The organism is Clostridium sp. 2218st1_F5_2218SCRN_220325 (genome assembly GCF_039062665.1).
GTDB lineage: Bacteria > Bacillota > Clostridia > Peptostreptococcales > Peptostreptococcaceae > Intestinibacter.
In genome coordinates, this window is record NZ_JBCLNH010000016.1 from 1 (window position 1) to 19573 (window position 19573).

Consider the following 19573-nt stretch of genomic DNA (forward strand, 5'->3'; position numbering starts at 1 on the left):
TGTAACATGAACATAAACTTATGAGCTATTTTTTTATCCATTTTTAAGTGTTGCACTTAATATGATAATTCATCTTTTAAAATACTATTATTGTAAATAATACCTTTATCATCTATTAAACTAAATACTGCATTGAAATACCCTTCAATACTACTATCAGAACCTATATCTATACCTTGCTGTATAAATTGATTTTCTAAGTTACTAGCAAAATACTTTATTAGTCCTTCTTTTGTATCTGTTATCATTGGTTGTATATCAAGAATAATATAATCATTCTTCAACTCTTCCTTCAACACATTTGTAAAACTTGTTTTTCCTTCTCCCCATTTCCCAGAAATTGAAACAGCAAAGGGCTCTTTTATTTTATTTTTATAATCCCTAAAATATTTCAGTACATAATCTAATTCTTTTCTTCTTGTTTCAAACAATTGACCTCTTTTTACTATTTCTTTATCACTCAAGTCATCTATTTCAGAATTATCTTGTACCTTTAGTTTTAAATCCTTATGTAATAAATAACATACAATTAAACAAAGTACTAAAATGTTTAAAATACCTTTATCCCATAATTTATTTTCTAAACAATTAAACCCATAATAAATCACTATAAATAGCAAAATAGAATAAAAAATATATCCTTTTATACTAAATGATTCTTTTAAACCTTCATACTTATTGTCAATAATACATTTATAATCTAAAAGTTTACATACCATAAATACAATTATAGCTAAAATTATTTGTAAACTACTCTTCTCTAAAATTATAGCTAAATACATGTATATATTACTTAAAATTATAAAATATTTTATATAACTATTTAAACTTTTATCAATTAAGTATTTATCTATCAAACAAATTAACAATAACACTATAACTATAGATAAAAAATTATTATAAATAACCTCTATTATATTTATAACTTCATTGCTACTACTTATATTGATAACATTATGTATTATTATAGCAATACTAATATTTATTATTAATACTTTTAATATGTCTCCTGTATATTTTTTTAAAAATTTAAACTCTATTCCAATTACTCTGTTAATGAACAATACTATACAAATTGATATTATAAAATTCATAATAAAATTATTCTCAAGTAGATTACTCATAAATATTTTCCCCCTTAATATAAAACTATCCACAAGTCTATTTGTAGAGAGTTTTTAAAATTATATTCTAATATTTTCTAACACTTTATATTAAGTTATAACTCATAAGTTTTAGTATTAAGTTATATCTTACAGAGTCAATTATTTTTTTTGTTACTTATAAGTTCTATTTTTTATATTGTATGTATAAATGAGTTAAAGTTTTTAATAATATATATCTTCAATAATATTATCTAATTATTTATGTTTTCTTTATTTATTATATCATTTTTACATAAAAATAAAAATCTATGCAAAATATAATTCTTTTCTACTTTATAAAAATAGAGCCATTTATAATACAAAAAGATGCCTAGAAAATCAATTCCAGACATCTTTCCATATTACAATCTAAATTTCTTAACCTCGTCTCTTTCTTCCTGACTTAAATGTTCTAAATAAGCTTCTATAGTCTTACCATCTATACTAAGTTCTTTATTTAAATCCATAAGCGGAACAAGAACGAATGCTCTTTCTTTTATTCTTGGATGTGGTATTAGAAGTTTTTCGTCATCTGACACTATATCGTCGTAGAAAAGCACATCTACGTCTATTGTTCTAGGACCCCATCTTATAACTCTTACACGATCTAATTTATTTTCTATTTCTTGGCATAGACTTAGAAGGTCGTATGGAGCTAGGTTTGTTTCTATTTCGACACACATATTTAAAAAATCAGCTTGTTCTGTATATCCCCACGCTTTAGTTTCGTAAAGGTTTGATTTTTTAAGAGATATTATATTTTCGTTTTGCTCTAATAAATCGCATGCCTTATTTAGATAGTCAAGTCTATCTCCCATATTTGTCCCAAGTCCTAAGTAAGCTCTATTCATCTTTTGCCCTTTTTATCTCGACACCGAAGTAATCGTATATTCCAGGTACTGGAGCTTCTGGCTTTTTAACTCTGACCATTATTCCTTTTAAAAGGTCGAATTTATTTAAAACTTCTTCTGCTATATTTTCTGCTAATGCTTCTAATAAATTAAATCGTTTATTTTCTACTATTTCTTTTACTAATTCATAAACATCTGCATAGCTTACAGATTTGTTCATATCGTCAGTTTGACCAGCTTCTCTTGTATCTAGGTAAAGCTCCATATCTATAAAGAACTTTTGTCCTAAAGTAGCTTCTTCTTTTAAAACACCGTGATACCCGTAAAATCCTAAGTTATTCATCAATATTTTATCCATATTACACCTCGCTAATTATATTGATTGTTTGTTATTTTCTATACATTGCATCAGCTACCATTGCAGCTTCTTTGTTTTCTTTTACATCATGAACTCTTACTATATCAACACCATCTCTAACACCAAGCACAGTAGTCGCTACAGTTGCGTTTACTCTTTCTTTTGGAGTAGAACCTTCTAGTATCTTTCCTAAAACTGATTTTCTAGATGTTCCAAGTAATATTGGATATCCTAAATCTCTAAGTTCACCTAATCTATTTAAAACTTCTATATTTTGTTCATAAGTTTTACCAAATCCTATACCTGGATCTAGTACTATTTTTTCTTTTTTGACACCTGCTTCAAGCGCCATGTCTATGCTTTTTTGTAAAAACTCTTTTATTGATTCTATTATGTCTTTGTCGTATGTTGTTCCTTCTTGATTGTGCATTATACAAACTTCACCGTCGTATTTTGCAACTACGTCTGCCATTTTACCATCGTAAGTTAAGCCCCAAACGTCGTTTACCATGTCTACACCTAGTTTTAAAGCTTCTTCTGCAACTTCACTTTTATAAGTGTCTATTGATATTGGAACGTCTATCTCTTCTTTTAGTCTCTTTATAACTGGAACTATTCTAGATATTTCTTCTTCTGCTGATACAAATTTGTGACCCGGTCTTGTAGATTCTCCGCCTAAATCTATCATATCTGCACCTAAATTAATCATTTCTTTTGCGTGATTTACAGCTATGTCTACGTTTGTAAAATCTCCACCATCAGAAAAACTGTCTGGTGTTACATTTAATATTCCCATTATATATGTTTTTTTCCCGTAATCTAACATTTTTTTCTCCTCTTAAAAATTTCTATATATTTAATTGTAGTATTTTTCAAGTTAAATAGTATTATATAATTTAAAATTTCTATATATAATTTTATCTAAACTGCATTAAAAGTTATACCCACTAAAAAATAGTGAATATAACTTTTAAAAATGTAGTATTATCTTATAAGTTTATTAAAGCCATAGCTTCACTTCTAGCTAGTGCATCATTTTCAAATACACCTCTAACAGCAGAAGTTACAGTTTTTGAACCTGGTTTTTTAACTCCACGCATAGTCATACACATATGCTCAGCTTCTACAACTACCATAACTCCATAAGGTCTTAATTCTTCCATTATTATGTTTGCTGTATCTTTAGTTATTCTTTCTTGTAATTGTGGTCTTTTTGCTATTGTCTCTATAACTCTAGCTAATTTAGATAAACCAGTTAATCTTCCGTCTTTTGGTATATAAACCACGTGAGCTTTTCCGAAGAATGGTACTAAGTGATGTTCACAACTTGAATAGAATGGTATATCTTTTACTACAACCATTTCTTCATGTTTTTCATCTGCAAATAATACTTTTAGATGCTCTCTTGGATCTTGATGTAATCCACAGAATATTTCTTCGTACATTCTAGCAACTCTGTCAGGAGTCCCTACTAAGCCCTCTCTGTCTGGATCTTCTCCTATTGCCTCTAATATATCTCTAACTGCTTTTCTTATTTTTGCTTGATCTACTGCCATACTTCTACCTCCAAATTTCTAAGGGCATTATTTTATATACTTATATATTTTTAATAGCACTTCATATTTGTTAAAAGATTCATTTTTTAATATATCGTATATATTTTTATCATCTTTTTTTATGCTTTTTAATAATTTTTTGTCCTTAGGTACCCATTTATCATTTTTAATATAATACATTCTTATTAAATCTCTAAGAGCTATATTTATAAAAAAGTCGTATTCAAATTCTTCAAATTCGTCTTTTGATTCTAGTTTTTTAATTTCCGATTTAATTTCTAGCATCTTATCTCTTTTTTCTTCTTCACAAATCTTATCAGGACCGTTATCATAAATAGTTTTGCATTTTTGTAGTGTTTCTTTTGCAAAACCACAAGTATCATAAATTATCTTTCCATCATTTATTTTTAAAAAGAAGTATTCTTTAGTTTCTATAAAATGTTTGCACCCTTTTATAGATATGTAATTTAAATCAAACTCTATAGAAGAGATTTCTTTATTTATACGAATTTGGTTTTCATCTTGCTCTTTTGTAAATATAAAAAGATCTATATCATTTATTTTTATATCTTTTTCAAAATCTAAATCTTTACTAGAACCTACAAGAACTATACCTAACGTATTTTCGTCTTTTTTTATCAAATCTATTTCTCTATTGAATATCTCGCTTAGTTTTGACATAGACTCACTTCCTTTTATAGATTCTTTTGTAATTTTTTTATTAAGTCGTAATTTTTATCGTAATTTACATCACATATATTTGTAACTGGCATAATTCCCATTAAGCTATTTGTCACAAATACGGCATCGTATTCATCTATACATGAAATATTTATATCGCACTCTACTAAGTTTATATCTAAGTTTTTACAAATACTCTTAACATTAGACTTCATTATCCCATTTAAAATTGGAGATGAACTCTTTGGTGTATATATAGTATTTGATTTTATAAAGAATATATTACTCATTGAACATTCAAGAATATTGCTTAAGCTATCTAGAAAAATAGCATCATTGAAATTTCTATCAGTTGCATAATGTTTAGAGTAAATACTTTCAAAGTAATTAGTTGTCTTATGTCTGTATATTATGCTGTCTCCTCTTTTAATTGGAGATATACATAGACTAAACCCTTTTTTATAAGTATCTTCGTTATAAGTTATATCTCTCAAACTTATATTATATCCTTCGTCAAATACTGTAAGTCTCAGTGCTTTATTTTTCACGTTGTTTTCTTTTATATATTTTAAAATTGTTTCTTTATAAAACTCTTTATCATTTTCAATACTTAAATTTAATTCTTTTATCGAATTAAATAATCTATTCATATGTAAATCTAAATCTAGAGGATAATCTGTAACTTTTATAGTTTCAAATAAACCTATACCAAATTTTGTAAGGGTTGAATTAAAAGAAACATTACTCTTCATAGTAACCTCTAAGTGCTTTCATTATAGAAGCAGCTTTGTCTAGTGTTTCTTGATATTCATCACTAGGATTAGAACCCCATGTCATACCTCCACCAACTTGGAAGTAAACATCTTCATTTTCTTTTACTATAGTTCTTATAGCTATATTTAAGTCCATATTTCCATCAAATCCTATATACCCAATAGAACCTGTGTAAACATTTCTCTTAGTTGGCTCTAACTCTTCTATAATTTCCATAGATCTAATTTTTGGCGCACCTGTTATTGACCCCCCAGGAAAAGTGGCCTTTATTACATCTACTGCATTATACTCGTCTTTTAAAGTTCCTACTACTGTTGAAACTAAGTGATTTACATTTGCATAAGGTTCAATTACAAATAGCTCAGGAACTTTTACAGTACCTACTTTTGATACTCTAGATAAGTCATTTCTTTCTAAGTCTACTATCATAAGTAATTCTGCTCTGTCTTTTTCACTATTTACTAATTCTTCTCTTAATCTTAAATCATCAGCTTCATCCTTACCTCTAGGTCTAGTACCTTTTATCGGTCTAGTTTCTAGTTTTCTATCTACACACTTTATAAATCTTTCTGGTGAATTAGATAGTATATGGAATTTATCGAAGTTTAAGAATGCTCCAAATGGTGCTGGAGAGAATCTTCTTAAATCTCTATATAATTCGTAACTAGATAAAGTGGTTTTTCCACTAAAACGTTGAGTTAAATTTGCTTGATATATATCCCCGCTTCTTATGTAGTCTCTTACTTTTTGAACGGCATCTTCAAATCCTTTTTTTGTGAAATTCGATTTAAGTTTTATAGGTTTAATGTTTTTAGTTTCATAACAAATTAGGTCTATCCCATTTTGTTCTGCATTTTTTATTTTTCTCTCAATTTCATCAATTAAAGATTCCTCTTTTTGTCTGTCTAAATTCGGTGTTGCTATGTAGGTTTTGTTTTCTAGATGGTCAACTACAACTACCCAATTGTAAAACCCAAAATATAAATCATATACATTCATATCATCCTCTGCAATTTTAGGTAGTTTTTCCATATAGTTTCCTAAGTCATAAGATAAATAACCTACCGCGCCACCTACAAATGGCAAATGTGTATCATTTTCGCCCTGATAATTTTTAAGTTCTTCCTCTAAATCATCAAGAGGATTTGTTTTAGAATCTTTTGCTTTTATTTTTTTAAATGGATTACTGCTTATAAAAGAGTATCTCCCCAGTTTTTCAGGATCCATTGCGCTGTCTAGTATAAAGCTGTCATTTTCATCTTTAAATATTGTATAGATTTCAAAAGCATTTAATTTAGTATTAATTTCTCTAAGCATTTTGTTCTTCCCTTTCTGAGCTTTTTGCTTTTTCTCTAGCTAAAGTAATAAAGTTTTGTAAAAGTTCATGTCCACATTCAGTAAGCACTGCTTCTGGGTGGAATTGCACACCTTCTATCATGTACTTTTTATGTCTAAGTCCCATGATTTCTCCTTCTTTAGTCTCTGCAGTTATTTCTAACTCGTCTGATAAAGTATCTCTATCTACTACTAAAGAGTGGTATCTTGTGACATTTAAAGGATTTTTTAAATTTGTGAAAACTCCTTTATTGTCGTGAGTTATATTGTGTACTTTTCCATGAACAGGCTCTATAGCTTTAACTATTTTAGAGTCAAATACCTGCCCTATAGTTTGATGTCCTAAACATATACCAAGTATAGGTATTACGCCTTTAAAATGTTTTACAACATCCATACAAATTCCAGCTTCATTTGGACTGCAAGGTCCTGGTGATAAGACGATAATTTCAGGGTTTAATGTTTTTATATCGTCTATCGTAATTTCGTCGTTTCTTTTCACTACCATGTCTTCGTTTAGTTCACCAAAATATTGAACTAAGTTATATACGAAAGAATCATAGTTATCTATCATTAGAATCATGTTTTTTCTCCCTTTTTTTAATTTTTCCTATAAAACTCTAAATTTCTACATAAAAGGGGATATTTAATTTAACTACGTAGTTAGATTATAGCACACTTTAGTGTTATTACATTAATATATACAAAATAAAAAATCTTTTTTTAATTTACTATATAATAAACGTAAAATTCCATTATACACAATTTTGTCTAGATTTAAAATATTTTTAAATATATTTTAAATTTTAATTTAAAAATATCTTAGTGTATTTTCTATATCATCAAAGTTTATTTCTAAAATTAAATAATCTGGATTTACATTTTCTATCTTTTCAAATATACTAGAATCTAAAATCCCCTTTGTATATCCGATATGTAAATCTTCTTTTCCATTATTATCGCTAAAATGTATTATTTTTATTTTATCAAAAATCTGTTCATAATCACTATTATCTATTAAATCATGTCCTGTATCATAGCAAAAATACACATTATCGTTTTCAATTTTGTCAAATATATATTTAAAATCATAGACAGAGTTTCCTACATTCGAAAAATCACCTTTTTTAGAATATGTATTTTCTATAGATATAATTTTATTTTGTAAATTATTTTTTAATTTCTCATCATTTAAAAACTCTACTGTATTTTGTAAATACCTTTGTCTATTTTTGTCTAATCGAGTGCTCATAATATAACCCAAATGAGCATTATAGTATTTTATATCAAAGTCTAAACTCAAAATTTTATCCATCTCGCATATAAAATCTACCCATGAATTTCTTATAAATTTTATATCTTCACAAGTATTTAATTCCATCGGAAGGTGAATTGATATACTTAAATTCAATTTATTTATCTCGTCTTTGTATTTTTTTAAAGATTCTACATCTTCTAAGTTGTCAATTCCCATCTCGATATGGCTTATTTTTTTATTTTTCTTACATATATTTAACGCATCTTCTAAATTAAATTTTAATGCTGAAATTCCTATTTTCATAAACTCACCCTTTCCATAAATTAAAACTTTTTTAATCTTTTATTCTATTTTATCTATTATATCAAAATAATAATATAACCTAAAAAAGAAAATATCCAAAACCATATTAAGTTGGTTTCAGATATTTTCAATTTAACAAATAAATCTATATTTTCTAATTATATCTTTTTAATCTTGAAAGTACTCTTCTTTCTTTTTATTCCAATATATCTTATCCTTCTCTGTTATTTTCCTTAAAATCTTGCAAGGATTACCTACAGCTATTACATTGTCTTCTATATCCTTTGTAACTACTGATGCAGCACCTATAATTACATTGTCCCCTATTTTGACTCCTGGGGTTATAACAGTATTCCCACCTATCCATACATTATTTCCTATTTTTATTTCTTTTCCAAATTCAAGACCTGTAATTCTTACATCTGCATCTATTGGATGACCTGCTGTAAATACAGATACTCTTGGTCCAAACATGACATTATTTCCTATTTCAACTTTACAAACGTCTAATATAATACAATCGTAATTTGCAACAAAATTGTCTCCAATATAGATATTCTTTCCATAATCACATCTAAATGTAGGCTCTATAAATATATTTTTACCAACTTTCCCAAATAAATCTTTTAATAATTTACTTCTATACTCAATATCTTCTTCAGTTGAATTATTAAACAATCTAGTTAATTTCCTACATCTTTTCAGTTCTTTTTGAAGCTCTGCATCACTTGCATTGTATAATTTCCCCAGTAACATTTTTTCTTTTTCTGTCACAATTACCTCCATTTCCCATTACAAACAATTATATAAATTACTCATATTTTTTTCTCAATTTTTCTACTTCTTCAATTTCTGGCATAGAACAAATTGCACCTTTTTTTGTAGTTACTATAGATGCTGCTGCACTAGCAAAAGAAATCATATCTTTTATTTTTTCTTCATTTAAATTATCTATATCATTTTCTATTATATAACCTAAACAACTTCCACAAAAAGTATCCCCTGCTCCAGTTGTATCTATAGTATTTGATTGTAAATAAGCTTCTTGTTTTACAACTAAATCCTTATAATATGTTGTACTTCCTTTACTTCCAGCAGTTAATAAAATAATCTTTATGTTGTATTTATTTTTTAATATTTCCACAGCTTCTTCTATATTATCACAATTAGTTAAAAACTTAGCTTCTTCATCTTCTATTTTTAAAATATCGCATACAGAACATCCAAAGTCGATTTGTTCTCTTGCTAAATTTAAATCTTCCCATAATAATGGTCTTAAATTAGGATCAAAAGATATTAATATATTTCGTTTTTTCGCTTCATCTATTGCCCTTTTTGTAGCCATTCTGACTTTTTTATGTGTCATTGATAATGTTCCAAAATGGAATATTTTTGCGTTTTTTATAATTTCAAAATCTACTTCTTCTTCTGTTAGCATCATATCTGCTCCAGGATTTCTATAAAATGAAAAGCTTCTTTCTCCATTTTCATCAATATTTACAAAAGCTAATGTAGTATTAACATGTTCATCAAACATTAAACCCTTAGAATCTATACCTACATCATCGATTGTCTTTTTTAGTATTTGGCCAAAAGCATCGTTTCCTACTTTTCCTATAAAAGCAGTTTTTTTATTCATCTTATTTAACATAGCTAATACATTACAAGGAGCACCTCCTGGATTAGCTTCATAAGTGTTATTGCCCTGATTACTTTTACCATCAATGGTAAAATCAATTAATAATTCCCCGAGAGCTACTACATCGTATTTCATAGTTATAAGTTCCTTTCCTTACTAGTTAATAGTATATACTTTAAAATCACTTAAATTACTTGCTTCTAATTTACCTTCTAATGGGTTTACAATATGGGTCATTACATATTGTCCATTATTTATATAAACTTCTACTACTCCATAGTCAATATATACCTCTATATAGCAATTATCTTCTAATACTTTAGTTGATGATTTTAAAGCTACATTTTCTTGATTACAAACTTTAGTTCTATCACCAGTTATAGTATTATTTTCAAATGATATTTCATATCCTCCGATATTTATTTTTGAATTATTTTTTAAAGTAGCTTTTATACATATACTGTTTTTTAAATCTACATGGTCTATATCTACTTCTTTTGTAAACAAAGATGATATATTTGGATGAACATTAGTAATAATTTGTCCATTTTTAACTTCTACAACTCTTGGTAAACTCATCATACCTAACCATGTATGATTTTCAAAAGGTTTATTCATTCTTATCCAACCAATTTGAACTCGTCTACCTTCTTTATCTATAAATGACTGTGGAGCATAGTAATCTAATCCTAAATCTACTACTCTAAAGTCATCCTTTTTAAATTTTGTATTACAAGTTTCTTCTTCAAAATCTACAATTCCAAATACTGCATTATTAGTTGGATTTATTCCATCAGTATAATAATTTTCTGGCGAAAGTGTTAATACATATTTTCCATCTACAGAAAATATATCAGGGCACTCCCACATATCTCCTAATCCATGTAATTCAAATGAATTTATATATTCCCATTTCTTCGCATCTTTACTTTTATAATATAATAACTTTCCTGTATATTTTTCATTATCGTCTTTTTTTACCTTAGTCCCAAGAATTATATAATAATTATCTTTATATTCCCATACTTTAGGATCCCTAGTATGTGTGTAATGACCTAAATCTTTATCTTCAATAGCAGGTATTATCAAAGATTTATCATTGAAATTATCAAAATTAAATCCATCTTTAGATATAAGCATAGCTTGTGATGCTTCAAATACATCATCTTTTGGTACTGTTATATTATCTTCAGGTGTATCTAGATATTTAACAGAAGTATAATATAAATATAAATCTCCATTTACCTCTATTGCACTACCTGAAAAGCACCCATTTCTATCATATAATTTTGTTGGAAATAGTGCTATTGGTTCATAAGTCCAATTTACCATATCATCACTTATAGCATGTCCCCAGTGCATAGTTCCCCATTGAGGTGCATAAGGAAAATGTTGATAAAACATATGATACTTTTCTTTATAGTATATCAATCCATTCGGATCATTAATCCAATTTCTTTTTCCTGTTAGATGTAACTTTGGTTTATTTATTGCTTTATTTTTCATTATATTGCTGTCTCACTTTCATTTAAATAGTTAAGTATACTTTCTTCAGTTTCTATATCGAAAAAGTGTAATCTATTTGAGTCTATTACAAATTCAATTTCTTCTCCTATACTTTTTAAATCATATTTAGATGCTCTTGCTATTATTGTTTCCCCTCCTAATGTGAAGTATATATTATTTTCATTTCCCATAACTTCAACATTGCTTACAGTAGCTTTTAATATATCGTCTTTTCTAAGTTCCATATTTAAAGAGTCGAATTTAATATCTTCTCCTCTAACACCTAAAATCATTTTTCCTGATTTTTGTAATCTATCTCTCATTCCTTTAGTTAGATGTATTTTTTTGCCGTCGTTAAATTCTACTACATCATCTTTTACATTTACTTCTATAAAATTCATTTGTGGAGATCCAATAAATCCTGCAACAAATTTATTTACAGGTTCATTGTAAAGCTTAATTGGTGAACCTATTTGTTGAATAACTCCATCTTTCATTACTACTATTCTGTCTGCCATAGTCATAGCTTCTACTTGGTCATGCGTTACATAAATAGTAGTTGCTCCTAATTCTCTATGTAATTTTGTTATTTCATTTCTCATACTTACACGTAATTTGGCATCTAAGTTTGATAGTGGTTCATCCATTAAAAATACCTTTTGATTACGAACTATAGCTCTTCCAAGTGCAACCCTTTGACGTTGACCACCTGATAGATTTTTAGGTTTTCTTTTTCTATATTCTTCAAGTCCTAAAACATCTATCGCCCAATCCACTTTTTTATTGATTTCTTCTTGTGGAGTTTTTATATTTTTAAGTCCAAAAGCTATATTTTTTTCTACTGTCATATGAGGATATAGAGCATAATTTTGGAAAACCATAGCTATCCCTCTATCTCTTGGTAATAAATCATTTACAACTTTGTCGTCTATTTCTATTTGTCCCTCTGTCACTTCTTCAAATCCTGCTATCATTCTAAGTGTAGTAGACTTACCGCATCCAGATGGACCGACAAATGCTATAAATTCTCCTTTTTCTATATCTAAATTAAAATCTGTAACTGATTTTTTCTTATTTCCTTTATATTGTTTATTTACATTTTTTAAAGATACAAAGCTCATATCTTACCCCTCCTTAGTTCCTGTTGTCGTAACTCCCTCAACAATTTGTTTAGAGAATAATGAATAAATAATTATTACTGGTATTGTTATTAATGAAATTGTAGCTAATACTTGTCCTGTAGTTGTATTATCGTTAGCTGTTATAGAGTTTAATCCTATTTGAACTGTTAATAAATCATTAGATGTAAATATTAAAGATGGCCATATAAAGTCATTCCATACATTTAAGAAAGTAAATACACTAACTGTAGCAACAACTGACTTTGACATTGGAAGTACTATTTTTAAAAAGTATTTTAAAGTTCCACAGTGATCCATTTCTGCAGCTTCTCTAAGCTCATCAGGTAGTTGTACAAACACCTGTCTAAATAAGAATATATTAAATGGATTGACTATCAATGGTAAAATATATCCTATTATATTATTTAATAAGCCAGCTTTTGCAATCATCATGTAGTTAATTGTTATTATAGTTTCAGCTGGTACTATCATAAGTAAAGTTATTACTAATACCCAACCTTCTCTAAATGGGAATTTAATTTTAGCAAGTGCATATCCTGCTAAACCATTTACTAAAACACTTAACACGATAAGTATAGCTGCATAAAAAACTGTATTACACATATACTTCATTAAATCAGAATTTTGAATTATAGTTATATAGTTACTAAAGAAATTTCCATCTAAAGTAGGTGGTATAAATGCTCCAAATGTATTCATATCTTTTATGATTTGAGCATCTCCTTTAAATGAATTTGCTATCATCCATATTATAGGGAATAAGAATAATAATGAAACTCCTATCATAATTACACATACAATTATTTCAATAATTTTACGTTTCTGACTCTTCATATCCTATTCCTCCTTGTCCTTTGTTATTTTATTTTGTATTATTGTTAGAATTATTACAAATATTGCAAATACTATAGACATAGCAGATGCAGTTCCTATTTCCCAGTTTACTGTACCAGTTTGGTATATGTCATATACTAATGTGTATGTAGAATATGAAGGTCCACCACCTGTCATAACCATAGGTTGAACAACCATTTTAAATGCACCAATTGTTATTGTTATAAATACAAATATCAAAATTGGTTTTAATGATGGTAAAGTTATGTATCTAAATTTAGCCCATGCAGATGCATTGTCTATTTCCGCTGCTTCATATAAACTAGGTGATATCGCTTGTAATCCTCCTAAGAAAATTAGCATTTGATATCCTGCCCCTTGCCATATACTCATAAATGCAATTGAAGGAAGTGCTTGTTTTGCACTATATATGAATGGTTGTGGATCTATTCCTATCCATCCTAAAAGAGTATTTAAAATACCTTCTGCATTGTATATTTGCATCCATAAAGTAGAAACTACAGCTAGCGACATTACTACTGGGATAAAAAATGATATTTTAAAATAAGTTTTACAATATGATATTTTATCTATAAACAATGCAAGTCCAAAAGCAAGTCCCATTTGAAAAGGAACTATTATAATTACAAATAAAATTGTATTTCCAAAAGCTTGAACAAATAATCTATCTCTAAATAATGCTACATAATTGTCTAATCCAACAAAGCTTGTCAAGCTTGGATTTAATGCAAAGAAATCCGTAAAACTAAACACAAGTGTTAAAATCATTGGTATGAATAGAAATAGTGCCATAAGTACTAACGCTGGTCCAAAGAATGACATACCAAGAATAGAGTTTCTTTTTTCTACTGTATTATTTTTAGCCATTTCATCTATCTATAACGCTTTAATTTTGCGTCTATCCTTTCCACAGAGTATTCGATTGTATCTTTTTTATCTTTATTATTTAAAACTATATCTTCTAGTGATCTTTGATATTGCTCGCTCACTTGAGGATAAACTGGTGTTTTAGGTCTTGGATGACCATAAGTTATTAATTGTTCTTTTAAAAATGCATATAATCCATCTTTAAATTGAGGTAATTTATCATATGCCTCATATGTAGAAGGCATATTTCCAGTTAATTCACTTAGAATGACACCACTTTCAACACCACTTAACCATTTAACAGCTTCTGTAGCTGCACTTACATTAGTACAATTAGTACTTACTGCATATGTCCATGAACCTGTTGGTGTATATTTTTCTTGGTTCCAATCATTTCCTACAGGATAAGGTGCAATGCCTAGATTAAAATCTGGATAACTAGTTTTCATATTATTAACTAGCCAAGCACCATCAAATTTAAATGCTGCTCTTTCAAGTTCAAATAAATTCTCTATCTTAGTTTTTGAAAACATCTTATTGTCTAGTAATTTTTTGAAATAATCCACTGTTTCATAAGTCTTTTCTGAATTAAAATATCCATCAACCGTTAATCCATCTTCACTCACAAAATTTCCCCCATTAGACCATATAAAAGGTGCATAGTAGTAAATTGTTGTTTCTCCTGAAGGGAATGTCATATCAATTGGATAATCGTTTTCCGGAATGACATTTTTTATTTTTTCGCATACTTCATAAAATTCATCCCAAGTCCATGGATCATCCATACTAGGAATTTCAATACCAGCCTTTTCTATTATATCTTTGTTATAATATAATCCAACGCTTGATTCCATAGCACCTAGCGCGTAAAGCTTATTATTAACTGTTCCTTGTTCTATTATAGAATCTAAATATACAGATTTGTCTTTTTCTGATACACCTTCTAGAGGCTGTATTATATTATTAGCTACATATGCTGAAACATTTGGTCCATCAACTGTTATAATATCAGGTAAGTCTCCTGACATAACACCAGCATTAATTTTATCTGAGTATCCCCCTCCGTTTTCATTACGTGGAATAAACTCTATGTCTAAAAAATATTTTCCATCATATTTTTTATTAAAAAGTTCTACACTTTTTTTGTATGCTTCCCCTTCTGGAGTATTTTCTATTGTATGTATCCACATAGAAATGTACTCCTCATTCTCATCAAAGCCACTAATACTTCCAGTTTCTATTTTCTTTTCACATCCAACCAAACTTATTATCAATATGAAAATTAATAGAATACTCCCAATTTTTTTTGTCATTTAAATTAATTCCCCCTTAATTTTGTTATGTAATCGATTACATTTTTGATTATATTTTTATAATATCATATTTTTTCCAATTAGGTCAACTATAATTTTTTCTATTTCCAATTGTTTTTTCTTTATTTCCTATAATGTTGATAAACACTTATTTATTTGATAAACTTAATATTAATTATTTATTATAAAGAGGTGTTATTTTGAAAAAAAATATTACATATAGCGATATAGCTAAGTATACAAACTTATCTACTGCTACAATTTCTAGATATTTTAATTCTCCAGAAAACATTACTAAAGAGACAAGTCTATTAATAGAAAATGCCCTAAAAGAATTGAATTATAAAAAAAATAAGGTTGCTAAAATATTTTCTAATGGGAAAACAGAATTTATAGGAATAATTGCACCAAAACTAGAATTACACTTTTATTCATATTTACTAAATTCTATATTAAACACTTATTCTAGATATGGTTATAAATTTTTAGTTTTTACTAGTAATGGAAATATCGATGAAGAAAAAGAGTATATAGATGAGTTATTAGCATATCAAATTGAAGGCTTAATTATGATTAGTTCCTGTATCCCTTCTATACAATTAAAAGATTATAATATACCTATTGTGGGAATCGAAAGGGAATCTAAATATATTTCAAGCGTCGATACAAATAACTACTTGGGTGCATCTTTAGCTACAAACACCCTTATTGAAAATAATTGTGATGTGTTAATACATATAAATAGTCCTATATCAGAGGAAATTCCATCAATCGATAGAATTAAGGCCTTTGAAAATATCTGTTTAGATAAAAATATTGAACATATGGTGTTTTATGAAGTTTTCAATAACGATATAAGCGATACTACAAGTAAATTATTTAATATTTTTAAAAAAATAGAAGCTAAATATAACGGCAAAAAAATCGGGGTATTTTTAAGTAATGATACTTTAGCCAATTATTTTATCAAAATACTTGTAAAAAACAATAAATCTATTCCTGATGATTATGAGGTAATTGGCTTTGATGATTCTCCAGCTGCAATAGAGTCATTTATCCCATTAACTTCAATTAAACAAGATGTTAATAAAATTACCCAAAATACTTTATCTATATTAACAGAGGGAATAAAAATAAATCGTAAAAATAAAAAAGGCTGTCTAAGAGTTAATAAACACGTAGTCATAGACCCTACTATTGTAAAAAGAGAATCAACATTATAATTTTTTATAGTTTATACTTTGAAAATATAAGTTGTTTTTAGCATACAAATATCATTTTCTATTTAATATAAAAGGGATATAATGCAAATCTTACTTGCTTTATATCCCTTTTGTATCTTTAAATTAAGCTAATTGTTCTTCTTTTTCTCCATAGAACATATCTTTATCAAAGTCATTTTCACTATTTGCAATTATAAGTGTACAGATATTGTCACCCATTACATTTACAGTAGTTCTAAACATGTCTATTATTCTTTCAACACCCATTATAAGCCCTATTCCTTCAAGTGGAAGATTTACAGATGTTAATACCATAGATAACATTATCATTCCGACACCTGGAACACCTGCTGTTCCGATTGATGCTAAAGTCGCTGTTAAAATTATTGTAATCATTTGATTTATACTTAAGTCAATTCCGTATATTTGAGCTATAAATAATGCTGCAACACCTTGCATTATAGCAGTTCCATCCATATTTATAGTTGCTCCCATTGGTATAGTAAATGATCTAGTAGTTTTACCTACCCCTAATTCTTCAAGTATTTCCATACTTGCTGGTACAGATGCATTACTTGATGCTGTTGAGAATGTTATAGCTGCTACTGATGTAAATTTCTTTAAAAATGGCATTATTTTTTCTTTTGTAAATAATTTAAACATTCCTCCATATACACAAGTTATATGTATTCCCATACCTAATAAAACTACTGCTATATATTTAATAAGTACAAGGATTGCATCTTGTCCTACTGATGAGAATGTATCACAAACTAAAGCAAATACACCGTATGGAGCAAATAACATTATTATTCCTACCATTTTCATGCATATTTCGTTTAAACTTTCAAATATCACTCTAACAGGTTCAGCTTTTTTCCCAACAATACTCATTGCTATCCCTGTAATCATTGCAAAGAATATTATTTGTAACATTTCTCCATCCGCAAATGCTTTTATTGGATTCGATGGTATTATTCCTAATATTATATCTACTAGTGATTTAGATTCACCAATTGATACTTCGCCACTTACCATATGACTCATATCAAGTCCTGCACCTGGTTTTAATACACTTCCTAAAATTAATGCTATTATTATTGCTACTGCTGTTGTAGATAAGTAAAACGCCATAGTTTTTGTACCTATTCTACCTAATTTTTTTACATCTCCCATAGATGATGTTCCACATACTAATGATACAAACACTAGAGGTACAACCATCATTTTAATTGCAGTTGTAAATCCTGTTCCGAATATTTTTAAAATTCCGCCTACAATAATTGTATCTTTTATATAATTATCTGGAACAGATTTTAATATAAGTCCACAGACAAATCCTAAAAACAATCCTAATAAAATTTTTGTCGTCAAGCTAAGTTTCTTTTTCATTTAACCATCTCCCTTTATATAAAAAATATTTTGTCATCTCTTGCCACTTCTTAAGTATACAATAAAAAATATATATTTGCATTATTTTTTTAAGTGTCAACATATTTTTCACTTATATTTTCTTATTTTTTAAAGTTAAATACAATTAAAATTTATTTTTTTAATATTATTTGCTTTTTAGATATATTTTATAAGGACAAGGTGGTTAAATTTGTTAATATGGTGTATTTTACAGAATATTCAGATATAAAATACAAGTATTTAAGCATATTTAATATAAAAATTAAAAAATACATCTTTTATACTGTGCTAAAGTACACAAATATAAAAGATGTATTTTTGTTTTAATAATTTAAATATAGATTTATTTTAAATTATTTTATATATTTTAATATTTCATTTGTAAATTCGTCAGTTGTTGCACTTCCACCTAAGTCACATGTTAAATTTTCGCCTTTTTCAAAGACTTTTACTAGTGCATCTTCTATTTTTTGAGCTGCTTGTTGCTCTCCTATATATCTAAGCATCATAACTGATGATTGAATTATTGCAGTTGGATTAGCTATATTTTTTCCCGCAATATCTGGAGCACTACCGTGAACTGCTTCAAATACTGCGTAATCTTTACCTATATTTGCTCCTGGTATCATTCCAAGGCCACCTACAAGACCTGAACATAAATCAGATATTATATCCCCGTATAAATTCGGCATAACCATTACATCGTATTTTTGAGGATTTATAACTAAGTTCATACAAGCTGCATCGACTATCAAATCATCACTTATTATATCTGGGTATTTTGATGCTATTTCTTTAAATGTATTTAGAAATAAACCATCGCTTAGCTTCATTATATTTGCCTTGTGGACGCCAGTTACTTTTTTTCTGTTGTTTTCTTTTGCATAATTAAATGCAAAGGAACAAATTCTCTCACAAGCCGGCTTAGTTATTATTTTTATTGTTTCTGCTCCATAGTCTCCAATTTTATGTTCTATTCCCGAATATAACCCCTCTGTATTTTCTCTAACTATTACTAAATCTATGTCTTCATATCTAGATTTAATTCCTCTAAAGCTCTTTACAGGTCTTAAATTTACATATAGATCTAGAGTCTGTCTAAGTGTTACATTAACGCTTTTAAATCCTTTTCCTACTGGAGTAGTTACAGGCCCCTTTATAGCTATTTTATTTCTTTTTATTGAGTCGATTACATGTTGTGGAAGAGGAGTTTTATATTTATCTATAACACCTGCTCCTGCGTCTACTATTTCCCAATTTATATCTACACCAGTAGCCTTCACAACTTTAACCATTGCATCTGCGACTTCTGGACCTATTCCATCTCCTGGTATTAATGTTACATTATACATTT

20 protein-coding genes are annotated in these 19573 nt (G+C 27.9%); 1 reads left to right on the plus strand and 19 read right to left on the minus strand.

Annotated features, from left to right (window positions below):
• Positions 1-56: 56 nt before the first annotated feature.
• The 17 genes from ABCM86_RS09960 to ABCM86_RS10040 form a co-directional block, all read right to left on the minus strand.
• A complete protein-coding gene (locus tag ABCM86_RS09960; protein WP_343003933.1) occupies positions 57-1124 on the minus strand; it encodes a P-loop NTPase fold protein in 1068 nt (355 codons plus the stop codon).
• A gap of 383 nt (positions 1125-1507) precedes the next feature.
• Positions 1508-1996 carry a 2-amino-4-hydroxy-6-hydroxymethyldihydropteridine diphosphokinase gene (gene folK, locus ABCM86_RS09965; RefSeq protein ID WP_343003934.1) on the minus strand — a complete coding sequence of 163 codons (489 nt, stop codon included), beginning with the start codon at positions 1994-1996 and terminating at the stop codon, positions 1508-1510.
• On the minus strand, positions 1989-2354 hold the full coding sequence (folB, locus tag ABCM86_RS09970; protein ID WP_195929574.1) for a dihydroneopterin aldolase: 366 nt from the start codon (positions 2352-2354) through the stop codon (positions 1989-1991). The genes folK and folB overlap by 8 nt, the downstream gene beginning before the upstream one ends.
• Before the next feature lie 31 nt (positions 2355-2385).
• Positions 2386-3180, minus strand: a complete 795-nt coding sequence (folP, locus tag ABCM86_RS09975) for a dihydropteroate synthase (protein WP_195929573.1) — start codon at positions 3178-3180, stop codon at positions 2386-2388.
• Positions 3181-3343: 163 nt separating this feature from the next.
• On the minus strand, positions 3344-3910 hold the full coding sequence (gene folE / locus ABCM86_RS09980; RefSeq protein ID WP_195929572.1) for a GTP cyclohydrolase I FolE: 567 nt from the start codon (positions 3908-3910) through the stop codon (positions 3344-3346).
• Between the two features lie 27 nt (positions 3911-3937).
• A complete protein-coding gene (locus ABCM86_RS09985; RefSeq protein ID WP_295575409.1) occupies positions 3938-4591 on the minus strand; it encodes a hypothetical protein in 654 nt (217 codons plus the stop codon).
• Positions 4592-4605: 14 nt separating this feature from the next.
• Positions 4606-5343 (minus strand): aminotransferase class IV, encoded by a 738-nt coding sequence (locus ABCM86_RS09990; RefSeq protein WP_343003935.1) that lies wholly within the window; start codon positions 5341-5343, stop codon positions 4606-4608.
• Positions 5333-6682, minus strand: a complete 1350-nt coding sequence (gene pabB, locus ABCM86_RS09995) for an aminodeoxychorismate synthase component I (protein ID WP_295762658.1) — start codon at positions 6680-6682, stop codon at positions 5333-5335. The genes ABCM86_RS09990 and pabB overlap by 11 nt, the downstream gene beginning before the upstream one ends.
• The gene (locus ABCM86_RS10000) at positions 6675-7283 is read right to left on the minus strand and encodes an aminodeoxychorismate/anthranilate synthase component II (protein WP_295762661.1); all 609 of its coding nucleotides are present in this window, start codon (positions 7281-7283) and stop codon (positions 6675-6677) included. Before ABCM86_RS10000 ends, pabB begins: the two co-directional genes overlap by 8 nt.
• Before the next feature lie 228 nt (positions 7284-7511).
• Positions 7512-8261, minus strand: coding sequence for a TIM barrel protein (locus ABCM86_RS10005; protein WP_295575405.1), 750 nt, complete (start codon positions 8259-8261; stop codon positions 7512-7514).
• Between the two features lie 168 nt (positions 8262-8429).
• On the minus strand, positions 8430-9047 hold the full coding sequence (locus tag ABCM86_RS10010) for a sugar O-acetyltransferase (RefSeq protein ID WP_195931072.1): 618 nt from the start codon (positions 9045-9047) through the stop codon (positions 8430-8432).
• Positions 9048-9072: 25 nt separating this feature from the next.
• Positions 9073-10035 (minus strand): carbohydrate kinase, encoded by a 963-nt coding sequence (locus ABCM86_RS10015; protein WP_343003936.1) that lies wholly within the window; start codon positions 10033-10035, stop codon positions 9073-9075.
• A 21-nt stretch (positions 10036-10056) separates the two neighbouring features.
• Positions 10057-11406 carry a glycoside hydrolase family 32 protein gene (locus tag ABCM86_RS10020; protein WP_195931070.1) on the minus strand — a complete coding sequence of 450 codons (1350 nt, stop codon included), beginning with the start codon at positions 11404-11406 and terminating at the stop codon, positions 10057-10059.
• Complete coding sequence (gene ugpC, locus ABCM86_RS10025) at positions 11406-12527, minus strand: sn-glycerol-3-phosphate ABC transporter ATP-binding protein UgpC (RefSeq protein ID WP_195931069.1); 1122 nt, start codon at positions 12525-12527, stop codon at positions 11406-11408. Before ugpC ends, ABCM86_RS10020 begins: the two co-directional genes overlap by 1 nt.
• 3 nt (positions 12528-12530) lie before the next feature.
• Positions 12531-13382, minus strand: a complete 852-nt coding sequence (locus tag ABCM86_RS10030; protein WP_195931068.1) for a carbohydrate ABC transporter permease — start codon at positions 13380-13382, stop codon at positions 12531-12533.
• 3 nt (positions 13383-13385) lie between these two features.
• Complete coding sequence (locus ABCM86_RS10035) at positions 13386-14270, minus strand: sugar ABC transporter permease (RefSeq protein WP_195931067.1); 885 nt, start codon at positions 14268-14270, stop codon at positions 13386-13388.
• Positions 14271-14275: 5 nt separating this feature from the next.
• On the minus strand, positions 14276-15583 hold the full coding sequence (locus ABCM86_RS10040; protein WP_343003937.1) for a sugar ABC transporter substrate-binding protein: 1308 nt from the start codon (positions 15581-15583) through the stop codon (positions 14276-14278).
• 200 nt (positions 15584-15783) lie between these two features.
• Between ABCM86_RS10040 and ABCM86_RS10045 the strand changes: the two genes are divergently transcribed.
• Positions 15784-16806 carry a LacI family DNA-binding transcriptional regulator gene (locus ABCM86_RS10045; protein WP_343003938.1) on the plus strand — a complete coding sequence of 341 codons (1023 nt, stop codon included), beginning with the start codon at positions 15784-15786 and terminating at the stop codon, positions 16804-16806.
• A 123-nt stretch (positions 16807-16929) separates the two neighbouring features.
• Here the strand turns inward: ABCM86_RS10045 and ABCM86_RS10050 are convergent, their stop codons facing one another.
• Both ABCM86_RS10050 and ABCM86_RS10055 read right to left on the minus strand, forming a co-directional pair.
• Positions 16930-18198, minus strand: coding sequence for a dicarboxylate/amino acid:cation symporter (locus ABCM86_RS10050; RefSeq protein WP_343003939.1), 1269 nt, complete (start codon positions 18196-18198; stop codon positions 16930-16932).
• A 374-nt stretch (positions 18199-18572) separates the two neighbouring features.
• Entirely contained in the window at positions 18573-19571 is a 999-nt protein-coding gene (locus tag ABCM86_RS10055) for an isocitrate dehydrogenase (NAD(+)) (protein WP_195931870.1), read from the minus strand.
• Positions 19572-19573: the final 2 nt, after the last annotated feature.